This window comes from Micromonospora sp. NPDC051196, assembly GCF_040682415.1.
Taxonomy (GTDB): domain Bacteria; phylum Actinomycetota; class Actinomycetes; order Mycobacteriales; family Micromonosporaceae; genus Micromonospora.
On record NZ_JBFBAY010000004.1, the window covers coordinates 162129 to 175295 of the forward strand.

At 70.8% G+C, this 13167-nt stretch carries 10 protein-coding genes; 6 read left to right on the forward strand and 4 right to left on the reverse strand.

Going from position 1 to position 13167, the window contains the following annotated elements; genetic code table 11:
* Positions 1-52 precede the first annotated feature (52 nt).
* The 6 genes from AB0M35_RS11235 (at position 53) to AB0M35_RS11260 (ending at position 10284) form a co-directional block, all read left to right on the forward strand.
* The gene (locus tag AB0M35_RS11235; RefSeq protein WP_363744103.1) at positions 53-1354 is read left to right on the forward strand and encodes an enolase C-terminal domain-like protein; all 1302 of its coding nucleotides are present in this window, start codon (positions 53-55) and stop codon (positions 1352-1354) included.
* Positions 1345-2832: a mannitol dehydrogenase family protein gene (locus tag AB0M35_RS11240; RefSeq protein ID WP_363744105.1), complete on the forward strand. Its 1488-nt coding sequence runs from the start codon at positions 1345-1347 to the stop codon at positions 2830-2832. Before AB0M35_RS11235 ends, AB0M35_RS11240 begins: the two co-directional genes overlap by 10 nt.
* Before the next feature lie 71 nt (positions 2833-2903).
* Entirely contained in the window at positions 2904-4079 is a 1176-nt protein-coding gene (locus AB0M35_RS11245; protein ID WP_363744490.1) for a Gfo/Idh/MocA family oxidoreductase, read from the forward strand.
* Positions 4080-4289: 210 nt separating this feature from the next.
* Positions 4290-5672 (forward strand): pectate lyase, encoded by a 1383-nt coding sequence (locus AB0M35_RS11250; protein WP_363744107.1) that lies wholly within the window; start codon positions 4290-4292, stop codon positions 5670-5672.
* 103 nt (positions 5673-5775) lie between these two features.
* On the forward strand, positions 5776-7344 hold the full coding sequence (locus tag AB0M35_RS11255; RefSeq protein WP_363744109.1) for a pectate lyase: 1569 nt from the start codon (positions 5776-5778) through the stop codon (positions 7342-7344).
* A 132-nt stretch (positions 7345-7476) separates the two neighbouring features.
* Positions 7477-10284, forward strand: coding sequence for an AAA domain-containing protein (locus AB0M35_RS11260; protein ID WP_363744111.1), 2808 nt, complete (start codon positions 7477-7479; stop codon positions 10282-10284).
* A gap of 519 nt (positions 10285-10803) precedes the next feature.
* Here AB0M35_RS11260 and AB0M35_RS11265 read toward each other — a convergent pair.
* The 4 genes from AB0M35_RS11265 to AB0M35_RS11280 are packed head-to-tail and all read right to left on the reverse strand — an operon-like array spanning position 10804 to position 13151.
* On the reverse strand, positions 10804-11181 hold the full coding sequence (locus tag AB0M35_RS11265; RefSeq protein WP_363744113.1) for a hypothetical protein: 378 nt from the start codon (positions 11179-11181) through the stop codon (positions 10804-10806).
* Positions 11178-12413: a hypothetical protein gene (locus tag AB0M35_RS11270; protein ID WP_363744114.1), complete on the reverse strand. Its 1236-nt coding sequence runs from the start codon at positions 12411-12413 to the stop codon at positions 11178-11180. The genes AB0M35_RS11265 and AB0M35_RS11270 overlap by 4 nt, the downstream gene beginning before the upstream one ends.
* Complete coding sequence (locus AB0M35_RS11275; protein WP_363744116.1) at positions 12410-12775, reverse strand: type VII secretion target; 366 nt, start codon at positions 12773-12775, stop codon at positions 12410-12412. The genes AB0M35_RS11270 and AB0M35_RS11275 overlap by 4 nt, the downstream gene beginning before the upstream one ends.
* Positions 12717-13151 carry a YbaB/EbfC family nucleoid-associated protein gene (locus tag AB0M35_RS11280; protein WP_363744118.1) on the reverse strand — a complete coding sequence of 145 codons (435 nt, stop codon included), beginning with the start codon at positions 13149-13151 and terminating at the stop codon, positions 12717-12719. Before AB0M35_RS11280 ends, AB0M35_RS11275 begins: the two co-directional genes overlap by 59 nt.
* Positions 13152-13167: the final 16 nt, after the last annotated feature.

A 13167-nucleotide genomic window follows, 5' to 3' on the forward strand; every position in this document is an offset into this window, starting at 1 on the left:
GGAGCGCAGCGCAGCGGAGCACCGCAGTCGCGAACGAAAGGACAGCTCAGTCATGACCACCATCACCGACGTCACCGTGCACGACGTGCGGTTTCCCACCGCCGCCAGCGGCGACGGCTCCGACGCGATCAACCGGGGTGACTACTCGGCCACCTACGTCGAGCTGAGCACCGACGGCGGGCCCACCGGCGCCGGGTTCACCTTCACCAACGGCCGCGGTAACGAGATCACCTGCGCGGCCGTCGACGCCCTGGCCCACCACGTGCGGGGACGCAGCGTGGAGGAGATCACCGCCGAGCCGGTGGCCTTCTGGCGCTCCCTCGTCGCCGACGTGCAGCTGCGCTGGCTGGGCCCGGAGAAGGGGGTCATCCACATGGCCACCGGGGCGCTGGTCAACGCGGTGTGGGACCTGCGCGCCAAACTCGCCGACAAGCCCATGTGGCGCTACCTGGCGGAGTTGCCCACCGACGAACTGGTGGCCAACGTGGACTTCAAACACATCACCGACGCACTCACCGCCGACGAGGCCGCCGCCATCCTGGACAAGGGCCGTGACGGGCTCGGCGATCGGCTGGCCGTGCTGGAGCGCGACGGCTTCCCGTCGTACACCACCTCGGTCGGCTGGCTCGGCTACCCGGACGACAAGGTGCGAGCCCTGACCCGGGAGGCGTACGCGGCCGGGTGGCGGGCGATGAAGATGAAGGTCGGCGGACCGCCCGCCGACGACCTGCGGCGGGCCCGGATCATCCGGTCGGAGATCGGCCCGGACGCGCTGCTGATGATGGATGCCAACCAGGTGTGGGACGTCGACGAGGCGATCACCAACATGGCCGCCCTGGCGGAGGTGGACCCGTACTGGATCGAGGAGCCGACCCACGCCGACGACATCCTCGGCCACGCCCGCATCGCCCGTGCGGTCACCGAACTTACCGGCGGACGGTGCCGGGTGGCCACCGGTGAGGTGGCCGCCAACAAGGTCATCTTCAAGCAGTTGTTGCAGGCCGAGGCGATCGGTGTGATGCAGATCGACGCCTGCCGGGTCGCCGGGGTCAACGAGGTCCTCGCCGAGATCCTGCTGGCCGCGAAGTTCGGGGTGCCGATCTGCCCGCACGCGGGCGGCGTCGGCCTCTGCGAGTACGTCCAGCACCTGGCGATCTTCGACTACCTGCGGGTGGGCACCAGCCTGGACGGGCGGATGGTCGAGTACGTCGACCACCTGCACGAACACTTCGTCGACCCGGTACGCACCCGCGACGGGCGGTACCTGCTGCCGACCGCACCCGGCTACAGCGCCACCATGCACCCGGAGTCGATCGCCACCTTCCGCTTCCCGGACGGCCCGACGTGGCGGTGACCGTGGGCGCGTCCCGACTCGACCTGGGGGCGCTACGCCGGCTGCCGGCCGACGCGCGTCCCCTAGTGCGGCCCGGCACCGTGCCGGCCGGGGTACTGCACCTGGGGCTCGGCGCGTTCCACCGGGCCCACCAGGCGGTCTACACCGAACAGGCGATGGCCCTGGCCGGTGGTGACTGGGGCATCGTCGGGGTGGCACCGCGCAACACCGAACTGGTGCGGGTGCTGACCGCACAGGACAACCTGTTCAGCGTCAGCACGCTGTCGGCCGCCGACCAGCACACCCGGGTGATCGGGGCGCTGGCCGGGGTGCGGCTGGCCGCCGCCGACCCGCAGGCGGTGGTGGCGCTGCTGGCCGACCCGACGATCCGGGTCGTCACGCTGACGGTGACCGAGAAGGCGTACCAACTCGATCCGGCCGGCGGGACCCTGCGCCCGGACCCGGCGCTGGTGGCCGACCTGACCACCGACCGGCCGCCGGCCACCGTGCCCGGGATGCTGGTGCGCGGGCTGCTGGCCCGGGCCGCCGCCGACGCCGGGCCGATCGCCCTGGTCAGCTGCGACAACCTGCCCGCCAACGGCCGCCGGCTGCGCGGCCTGGTCAACCATGCCCTGGCGTACGCACAGGCACCGCAACCGGCCGTCGACTGGGTCGGCGCGCAGGTCGGGTTCCCGGGCACGATGGTGGACCGGATCGTCCCAGCCAGCACGGCGGAGACCCTCGCGGCGGCCCGACTGGCGCTCGGTGTCGAGGACCTCGCGGCGGTGGCGGCCGAGCCGTACACCCAGTGGGTCATCGAGGACGACTTCCCCGGCGGACGGCCCGCCTGGGACCGGGCCGGCGCGGTGCTCTGCGCCGACGCCGGGCCGTGGGAGCGGCTGAAGCTGCGCACGCTCAACGGGGTGCACTCGGCCGCCGCGTACCTCGGCGCACTGGCCGGCTGCGAGACGATCGCCGACGCGCTCGCGCTGCCGCACCTGGACACCGTGCTGCGTCGGCTCATCGCCGAGGACGTGGCCGCCAGCTTCACCCCGCCCGAGGGCGTCGACGTGGTCGACTACGGCGAGCAGGTGCTGGCCCGCTTCGGCAACCCGGCGATCCGGCACCGCACCCTTCAGGTAGCGATGGACGGCTCGCAGAAGTTGCCGCAGCGGATCCTGCACACCATCGCCGACCTGCGGGCCGGGGGCCGGTCGGCACGTTGGGCAACACTGGTGCTCGCTGCCTGGATCCGGTTCGCCCAGGGCACCGCCGACGACGGCCGTACGCTGCCGCTGGACGACCCGCTCGCGGACCGGATCCGGGCCGCCCTCGCCGACGCGCCGCAGACCCCGGCCGGGGCCGTCGACGCGGTGCTCGCCCTCGACGAGATCGTGCCGGCCGAGGTGGCCGCCGACGAACAGGTACGCGCCGACGTGACGGCCTGGCTCACCGACCTCACCCGCCACGGCGTCCGCGCAACCCTCACCGCCGCCTGAGGGAAAGGAAGGGCACCTTGTTAACGCCTGGTGTAGAGGAAGGGCCCCCTGTTAACGCGCCACGGGTCGCGCTGATCGGGGCGAACGGGCATGGTCGCTGGCACCGGCGGGTGATCGGCCCGCTGCACGACGCGGGACGGCTGCGGCTGGTCGCGCTGGTCGACCCGAGGCCGATCGAGGAGGAACCGGCCGCGCCGGTGCCGACCGACACCCGGATCTTCACCGATCATCGGGCGATGCTCGCCGAGGTGACCCCGGACGTGGTGGTGATCTGCACCCCGCCGCACACCCATCTGCCGATCGCCCGGGACGCGGTGGAAGCCGGTGCCGACCTGCTGCTGGAAAAGCCACCGGTGCTGTCCAGCACCGAACACGAGGAGTTGGCCGAGGCCCTGGCCACCACCGGCCGGGTGGCGCAGGTCGGCTTCCAGGCGCTCGGCTCGGCGGCGCTGACCGCACTGACCGACGCGGTGACGACCGGCCGGCTCGGTACGGTCACCGGCATCGCGACCGTCGCGGCCTGGCAACGGCCGGACGCGTACTATGCGCGAGCCCCGTGGGCCGGACGGCGACTGCTCGACGGCCGGCCGGTGCTCGATGGCGCGCTGGCCAACCCGCTCGCGCACGCGGTCATGCAGTGCCTCGCCGTCGCCGAGGCGGTCACCGGGCAGCCGGTGGAGCCGGCCGCCATCGAGGTGGAGCGGTACCGGGTACGACCGATCGAGGTCGACGACACGGCGGTGCTGCGCCTGCGACCGGCGGTCGGTCCACCGATCGTGGCTGCGGTGACCCTCGCCGGGGAGGACTTCGTCGCCGGCGAGGTGATCGTCACCGGCACCGCCGGCCGGGCGGTGCTGGAGTACCCGACCGACCGGCTGTGGTTGCCCGGCGAAGCGGGCCCACGCGAGGTGCCCGGCCGACACAGTCTGCTGGAAAATCTGCTCGCCCATCGGGCCGACCGCCGGGTCCCGCTGATCGCACCTCTGGCCCGGACCGCCCCGTTCACCGCGGTGTTGACCGCGCTACAGGCAGCGCCCGAGCCGACGCTGCTCGACGGCGGACTGATCGACGCAGTCGGTGAGGGCCCCCAGCGGGTGCTGCGCCTTCGGGGCGTCAACGAGGTGCTGCGCCGGGCCGCCGAGCGTGATGAACTGCCGTCGGAGTCGGGGGTGGCATGGGCGGTCCCGCCCTGGCTGGCCACCGCACCGGCCGTCCCGGCATCAACGGGATCGTCGACATCGGAATAGGAGGAACCGCAACCGGACTGCAAATCGCCGGTCCAGCCTGGACCGACGCAACGGCTTGACCAGCAGTCTCCCGACCGTGACAGGTCGGGGCAATGGCGGCCGATCACAATCAATGCAACAAACCTGCATAACATTAATATTGACCGCCATAAAACTCTATCCGTAGCCTTCGTTACAAACGAGAAACACAACGAAGGAACGGACCACGTAATGCACAGAATCGCCGCCAGCGCGGCATTGATCACACTCACCCTGACCGCCGCCCCCACGCCCGCCGTCGCCCACGCGCCGGCCAGGACCGGCACCCCGGCGCTCTCCTCACCGACGCAGGATCGGCTGTCTCCGCTGGCCCGCCAACTCGGCCGGCAGACGCTGCCGGCCGGCGACGGCTGGGCGGCAGCCGGACCGGGCACCACCGGCGGCTCGGCCGCGACCGCCGACCAGGTCCACGTGGTCACCACCCGGGCCGAGCTGATCGCCGCGCTCGGCGGCGACAACGCCACCAACGCCGGCAACACCACCCCCAAGATCGTGTACGTCAAGGGCACGATCGACGGGTTCGAGGGCGCCGACGGCAAACTGCTGGACTGCACCGATCTGGCCGACCCCGGCTACTCGCTGGATGCGTACCTGGCTGCGTACGACCCGGCGGTCTGGGGTCGGGTGGCACCGAGCGGGCCGGTGGAAGCGGCCCGGGTGCGCTCGGTGACCAATCAGACCCGGCACACGCAGATCAACGTCGGCTCGAACACCACCGTCATCGGGCTGCGTGGGGCCCGACTGACCGGCCTCACCCTAATGATCGACCGGGTCTCCAACGTGATCGTCCGCAACATCACCTTCGACGACGCCCGGGACTGCTTCCCCGCCTGGTCCCCCACAGACGGCGAGGCCGGCAACTGGAACTCCCAGTACGACCAGATCTCGGTACGCCGCAGCGAGAACGTCTGGATCGAGCACAACACCTTCACCGATGGTGACAACCCGGACAGCGCCCAGCCGGTCCACTTCGGCCGTCCCTACCAGGTGCACGACGGCGCGCTGGACATCACGCACACCGCCAGCCTGGTCACCGCCGCCTGGAACCGGTTCGACGGGCGGGACAAGCTGATGTTGATCGGCTCGTCCAACACCGTCGGTCCGGACGTCGGCCGCCTCAACGTCACCCTGCACCACAACCTGTTCGACGGATCGCTGCAACGGCTGCCCCGGGTCCGCTTCGGCCAGGTCGACATCTACAACAACGCCTACCGGCTCAACGGTGACGACTTCGAGTACGCCATCGGCGTGGGCGTGCAGTCCGCGGTGTACGCGGAGAACAACCACTTCACCCTCGGCGCCGGCATAACCGCCGCCGACCTGCTCTACGACTGGGGCGGCACCGCCATCACCACCCGGGGCAACTGGGTCACCCCGGCAGGCGGGCTACCGCGTCCGGTCGACCTGGTGGGCGCATACAACGCCGTACACGACCCCGATCTGAGCCCCGACGCCGGCTGGACGCCCACGCTGCGGCACGGGCCGGTGCTGCCGGCACCGCTGGTGCCGCTGGTCGTCGGTCCGCTCGCCGGCGCCGACCGCCTGCCGCTGTAGCGGCACACCGCTGTTAAAAGGGGGCCCCTCCTATACCGGAGGCGTTAACAAGGGGCCCTTCCTTTCGACCACCACCACCAACAGCAAGGAAGGTGAGACGAGGATGAGACGCAAAGTCGCGCTACGAATCCTGGCGGCGCTGGCCACCACGGCCACCGGAGCGGCCGTCTGCATGGCGGTCACGACGCCGCAGGCGTCGGCGGCCGTCGGCAGCGCCACCGGCTTCGCGACCCGCAACGGCGGCACCACCGGCGGTGCCGGCGGGCAGACCGTACGCGCCACCACCGGCACCCAGATCCACGCGGCCCTGTGCAACCGGGCCAGCAGCAGCACCCCGATCACCATCCAGGTCGAGGGGACCATCAACCACGGCAACACCACCAAGGTGTCGGGGTCGAGTTGCAGCACCGCCGCCGACGTGATCGAGCTCAAGCAGATCAGCAACGTCACGATCCTCGGGGTCGGCAACGGTGCCACCTTCGACCAGATCGGCATCCACATCCGCGAGGCCAGCAACATCATCATCCAGAACGTGACCGTCCGGAACGTCAAGAAGTCGGGCTCCCCCACCTCCAACGGCGGTGACGCCATCGGCATGGAGGCCAACGTCCGTAACGTCTGGGTCGACCACGTCACGCTGGAGGCCTCGGGCGGCGAGTCGCAGGGCTTCGACGGGCTGTTCGACATGAAGAACAACACCCAGTACGTGACGCTGTCCTACAGCATCCTGCGCAACTCCGGCCGGGGTGGCCTGATCGGCTCCAGCGAGAGCGACCTGTCGAACGGTTTCGTCACGTTCCACCACAACCTGTACGAGAACATCGACTCCCGTGCTCCCCTGCTGCGCGGTGGTGTCGCGCACATCTTCAACAGCCACTTCTCCCGGATCAACGAGTCCGGCATCAACTCCCGGGCCGGCGCCCAGGCCAAGGTGGAGAACAACTACTTCCAGAACGCCAAGGACGTGCTCGGCACCTTCTACACCGACCAGGCCGGCTACTGGCAGGTCAGCGGCAACATCTTCGACAGCGTGACCTGGTCCAGCCGGGGCGGTGACACCAACCCCGCCGGCCCCAACCCGACCTCCAACACCAGCGTCAGCATCCCGTACTCGTACCGCCTCGACTCGGCCAGTTGCGTGCCGGACATCGTCCGCCAGACCGCCGGTGCCAACAAGGGCATCCGGACCTCGAACGGCAGCTGCACGCCGACGACCCCGACGAGCAACCCGACCACGCCCACCCCGGGCCCGACCACCCCGACGCCGGGCCCGACCAGCCCGACCCCGACGCCGAGCCAGCCCAGCGGCACCAACCTGAGCATCGGTGCCGGTTCCGACGGCTCCAGCAAGGCCAGCGGCACCAGCTACGGCGACGTACGCGACGGCAACATGAGCACCGCCTGGTCGCCGTCCGGCTCGACCGGCCAGATCTCCATCAAGTGGGACACGGCCACCCGGGTCTCCCGGGTCAACATCCGCGAAGCCTCCGGTGCGGTCGGCAACGTCCGGTCGTGGCGGCTACTCAACCACGACACCGGCGCGGTCCTGGCCACCGGCAGCACGGCTGGCGTGATCAGCTTCCCGGCCACCTCGCTGCGGAAGATCACCTTCGACATCACCAGTTCCTCCGGCACCCCTCGGATCGCCGAGTTCGAGACGTACGCCGGGTAACACCTGACGTGCCGGCACGCCGGCACCTGCACACCAAGCCAGTGGGGGCCGTCGACGCGGACGGCCCCCACCCTCACTTGCCGGCCCAGGAGATGCCGGCGGCGTCGGGGCGTACGGCAGAATCGGCGGGCGATGGACGCGGCGGTCATCCTCACCGCGCTCGCCGACCTGGCTCCGGCCGGCGGCGAGCGAGTCCTCGACGTGGCCGGAGGTAACCGGCCGCTGGTCTGGCTGCCGGAGCCGGACCGAGGCCCGCTCAACGCTCAACTGGACCGCTTGGCGGCGCAGGACGCGCTGCACCGCGAGGAACGCATCCTCCGTCGTGGCCTGGCCTTCCTGGTCGGCGGCGCGGACATCGACGGGGTGCGGCGGCGCGTCCGGCTGCCACTGCTGGCCCAGCCGGTACGCCTGGAACGCGGTCGACGCGGCTACCGGGTCGTTCCCGCCGGTGACCTGGAGATGACCTCGCTGATCGAGGATCGGGATCTCGCCGCCCGGTTGGAGGCCGCACCGGGGTTCGCCGGGCCGGGTTGGCTGACCGCGCCCGGCACCGCCGCCTGGATCACCACGGCGGCCGAGGCGGCCGGGCTGAAGGTGGAGGCGGTCGTCGCACGGCCACCGCGCCGCGTCAACGACCAGAGCCTCACCGGGGTCGCTGCGGCTGCGATCTTCGTGACCCGGGACGTGTTCGCCGGCCGCCTCCGCGACACCCTGCTGAACTGGGCAGGCCGACCCGGGCTGGCGGACACCGCACTGAGCAGGCTCTACCTCGGCACCTCCGTGCACGCTGACGACACCGCTGACAAGGCCAGCGACAGGACCAGTGGCGAGACCGGCCGGGACGAGGACGAGGTGCTGTCCCTGCTGCCTCTCAACGCCGCCCAGTCGGACGTGGTCCGACGAACCCGCACCGAATCCGTGGTGGTGGTCTCCGGGGCGCCCGGCAACGGCAAGAGTCACGCCCTGGTCGCCGCCGCGCTGGACACCGTCGATCGGGGCGGATCGGTGCTGGTGGCGACCCAGTCCGTACCGGCAGCGGAGGCCCTGGGCGCACTGCTGCGCCGGTATCCCGGTCCGCCTCCGGTGCTCTTCGGCGACGCCGAGCGGCGCGAGACGGTCGCCGCCGACCTCGCCGACGGCGCCTCCGGTGGGGTGGACGACACACAACTACGCCGCGACGCTGCCGCTGTCGCGGCTGCCCGGCACCGGGTCACCGCCGTCCAAGCCGGGATCGTCGCCGCCCTGGAACAGGAGCGACGCGCCGCCACGCTACCCGGCTGGCAGCCGCTGCTGCCCGCCCTGAGCGGGGACGCCCCACGGGTCTTCGAGCCAGGCGCCGACCTCACCGCGATCCGGCACGCCCTGACCGGCACGAGCCGCGAGGGCGCCGGCTGGTGGTCGCAGCTGCGGCGGTCGTACGCCGGTCGGCGGCTACGACGGCTGACCGGTGCCGGTGCCGACGTACCCCGGGAGCGGCTGCACGCGGCGGTGGACGCGGCAGAGGCCGTCCAGGCGGCGGCGCGACTGCCCGCGTTCGGCGGCACCGAGCTGACCGCCGCCTGGCGGGCGCTGGCCGAGGCGGACACCGCGCTGGCCGAGGCGGTCGGCACAGCCCTACGGCACCACACCACCAGTGCCCGACGGTGGACCGCAGACGCCCGACGGGCCGCCAACGGTCTGGGCACCGCCCTACGTGCCGGGCGCAACCGCCGCCGGGAACTGCTCGCCGGGCTGGACGCCGACGCGCTGGTGCAGGCCCTGCCCCTGTGGGTGGGCACGGTGACCGACGTCGAGGATCTGCTGCCGCCGGTGGCCGGCATGTTCGACCTGGTGGTGCTCGACGAGGCGGCGCACGTCGACCAGGTACGGGCCGCGCCGGTGCTGGCCCGCGCGCGGCGCGCGCTCGTTGCCGGTGACCCCCGGCAGCTGCGGTTCGTGTCCTTCGTCGCCGACGTCGAGGTGACCGCCACCCTGCACCGGCACGGGCTGGACCGGCTCGCCGACCGGCTCGACGTACGACGCGCCAGCGCCTACGACCTGGCGGCCGGCGCCGCACGCGTCACCTGGCTCGGCGAGCACTACCGGTCCGCGCCGCACCTGATCGGGTTCTCCGCGCAGCGGTTCTACGACGACAGGCTGGAACTGGTCACCCGGCACCCGCGCAACGAGCGGAGCGACGCCATCGACGTGGTGACGGTCGACGGGGCGGCCGTGATCGACGGCGTCAACCAGGCCGAGGTGGATGCCGTACTCGACCTGGTCCGGACGCTGGCCACGCGACCGCCCGACGGCGGGATCGCGGTGATCAGCCCGTTCCGTGCCCAGGCGGACGCGGTGGAGGCGGCACTGCTGTCCACGTACGACGTCGCCGAGATCGAACGGCTCGGCCTGCGTACCGGGACGGTGCACGCCTTCCAGGGCAGCGAGGCGGACGTGCTGATCGCCTCCCTCGGGCTCGTCGACGACGACCCACCGGCGCGGCACCGCTTCCTGGCCGAGCCGAGCCTGTTCAACGTCCTGGTCACCCGCGCCAGGAAACATCTGACGGTGGTCACGTCGCTGCGCTGCCCCGAGGGCATCATCGGCGACTATCTCCGGTACGCCGAACAGCCCCCGACACCCCCGGCCGGCCCGGCCACCTCCGCGTCGGACCCGTGGACCCGCGCCCTCGCCGCCGAACTCGTTCGGCTCGGACTGCCGGTACGGTTCGACTACCCCGTCGGCCGCTGGCAGATCGACCTGTGCGTCGGCGACGACACCGAGGCGGTCGGAGTGATCTGCGGAGTCCATCCGGATTCCGTGGCCGCGCACGTCGAGCGACAACGGACCCTGGCCCGCGCCGGATGGCACCTGTACGACGCCTTCGCCAGCCACTGGAACGACGACCCGATCCGAGCCGCCCTCGACCTCGCCGCCCGGATCCGCGACGCTCACAGATAGGCGAACCTGACCGCCCCACCGAGCACCGTCGAATCGGCCTCGACATCGCATGGCCTGCCGGTGTGTCCGCCCACCTCGACCCGCACCCCGTCCACTGAGGCTGACGATGACATGACCGGGACGCAATGCTGCCCCTGCTGGATCAGATCGCCGCAGTGGTGTCGGTTGTCCTCGTAAACGGCCGGACTCGGCGACGGCGGACAAAGCGCACTCGTCCAAGGCCAACCGGGCCGCGTTGCGGGCCCGCGAGACTGTCGCCGTGATCCCCGAACGCGACGAGCAGAAGCCAACCGGGCAAAGGAAAGGCTCATCAGGCGGCCGTCCCCCGGGCTTCAACACCAGCGCACACATCCATCGCAACCAGGTTGAACGTGGGTTCGGTCGGCGCAAGCACTGGCAGGAGCCTCGACCACGTACGACAAGCTGATCGAGGACTACGAAGCCACGCTGGACCTCATCGAGATGCTCGACTGGCTCCGTACCGCATCCGACCGCACCACATGATCCGCTGGACACCACCTAGAGGCGCGGGCGTGCGTCCTCGATCCGATCCGCCTTGACGTATGCGAGGAAGTCGCTTTGGTCGGCTGCCGACATGGCCGCGAACGCGGTGTAGGCCACGCCTCGCGCGTGCGGCGTTTCCGCTGCCAGCAGGCCGATGATGGCGGCCCAGGCGAGCGAGACCGCGTGGAAGACCCGGTCCTCGCGCAGCGCGGTGAGTCTGCTCAGCTCCCCGAGCCTGCTCGCCGCGTCGTCGTCCGCCCGAGCCCGGTCAATCAGCTCGAAAACGGCCTTGCCGCGGTACGGGCCGCCAGCCTTGACCAGGTCCGCCAACTCCTCGTTGCGCATCTGTCGCACCGGCGGCGGCGTGATGTTCGGCGGGTGCGGCACGGTCATGGAGGATCTTCTCCAAAGATCTTCGCGTACTCTTCGCGGATCAACTGGTTGAGGCGGTCGACGGATTCCCGGTCCCCGAGGGACTCGGCGTACCTGATCTCCTGTTGATAGGCGCGCACCTCGTTCTCGTAGCGCACCACCGGGTCCTCGAACCAGCCTCTCATCCCGACCCAGCCTGCGGCCTGATCCTCGCGGAGATGCTGCATCTCGTGCAACAGAGCACCGTACGAGGCATCGGGGTCGAGGATCAGGTGCCCGGGTTGTCCCGATGAAGGGCTCGGCCCGTAGGCGAGCCCACCCTTCCGGAAGGTGATCTCGACACCCATCGTGCGTGCTTCTTCGATCGCGGCGTCCCATTGCTGCGGATGGGTCTCTTGGGCGGCACCCCACTTACGAAGCGGATCAGCGTCGGAGTGGTACAGGTGCGTCTGTCGGGTGGGTGCGGCCGAGGAGCCGCGCTCGGAGAGGCGACGGAGAGTGGCCTGCAACTCCGCGACGAGCCCGCTGAGGCGACGCAGGATCGGTGCTAGCCGACGCAGACTGTTGATGAGCCCGTGCAGCAGCCGGGTGATGCGGGCCACCCACTTGCCGGCGAGGGTGGTGACCTGGGTGATGACCCACGGGGTGGCGACTCCGAGGGTGACGCCGGCTTCGGCGAGCCACACCCACAGCCGTACGGCCAGCACGGAGACGAACTCGGCGATGAGGTCCCGGACGAGTTCGCGGACCATGGCGACGAGCAGTCCGGCCCCGGTGCTGATCTCGGACATGGCGTTGCTGGCCCGGGCTAGAGCGTCGAGTACCGCCTGGTGTTCCTGGCTGCGCCGCCGGTAGGCGTCGGCGGCGGAGCCGGTCCAGCCGATCACCTGCTGGCGGACAGCATCACCGAGGGTCAGACGAGAGTCGCCGATGGCGCCGGTGACATTACGCCAGGTCTGGACGTACGCGGCGATCTGATCAGGGTCGCCGGCCAACTCGTCGAGCGCATCGGAGAGCGGCTTGACGTGCTCGATCAGCCATCCCACACCCCAGGCGACGAGTTGCCCGAGCGGATCGGTGACGAAGGCGAGCGCATCCATGGAGACGGCGAATCCGCCGATAGCCGTGTCGATCCAGCCGCCGCCCGCGTAGCTGGCCAACAGCACGTCGATGTCCTCGGCGATGTACACGCCGCTGAAGGCGGTGGTGCTGTCCTGGCGGGGCGCGATGAGTGGGTTCGGCGGCTGGTTCATCGTTCGGCACCGCGGCGGAAGAGAGCCGCCACGTGCTGATCACCGCTGTCGTACTGGTTCGCCGCGGTCCGCAGGTCGTCAGCCGTACGCTGCAGGGCGTCGTTGGCTTCGTGCAGGGCGTTGACGGTGGCCTGTTGCACGGGATCCAGCAAGCTGGGGATCAGCTGACACAGCCGACCGTACGCCTGCCGACCCAGTTGCACCGAGTCCGCTGCACGGCGGCACTGATCGACCTTATCGGCGACCTCGTCCACGCTACTGGCGTGCCGGCGCAGCGCCTGGCTGTCGACGTCGAAGCCCGGCTCACCAGCCACCGGGTTGCCGCCGGGAGTCGTGGCGCTGATGCTGCTCGCGGTCGTCATCAATAACGGGGAAACGCTCGGCATAGCTGGCGACCACAGCGCGGGCAGTCTCGGAGTCGGCACCGACGGTCTGCCCGGCGATGTCACTCGCCGCGGCTGCGAGACGGCCCTGCGCTCTGCGCATCGTCGCCATGATCTCCGCCGCAAGCCTCGCGCCGGACCAGTTCGACAACCGGTCATCCAGGCGCAGATCGGTGACGATTCCGGAGCCGGCCACCGTCACCTTCACCGCGCCGTCAGCACCGGTGGCCGAAACCGACAGCTCAGCGATCCGCTGCGACATGGCCTGCGCCTGCGCGGCCCGCTCCGACATGGATGCCGCCCACGCTCTGGTCCACTCTTCGGCCGAATCCGCAGCTGCGTCGAACGCATCCATCAGTGCCGCTCCCCCA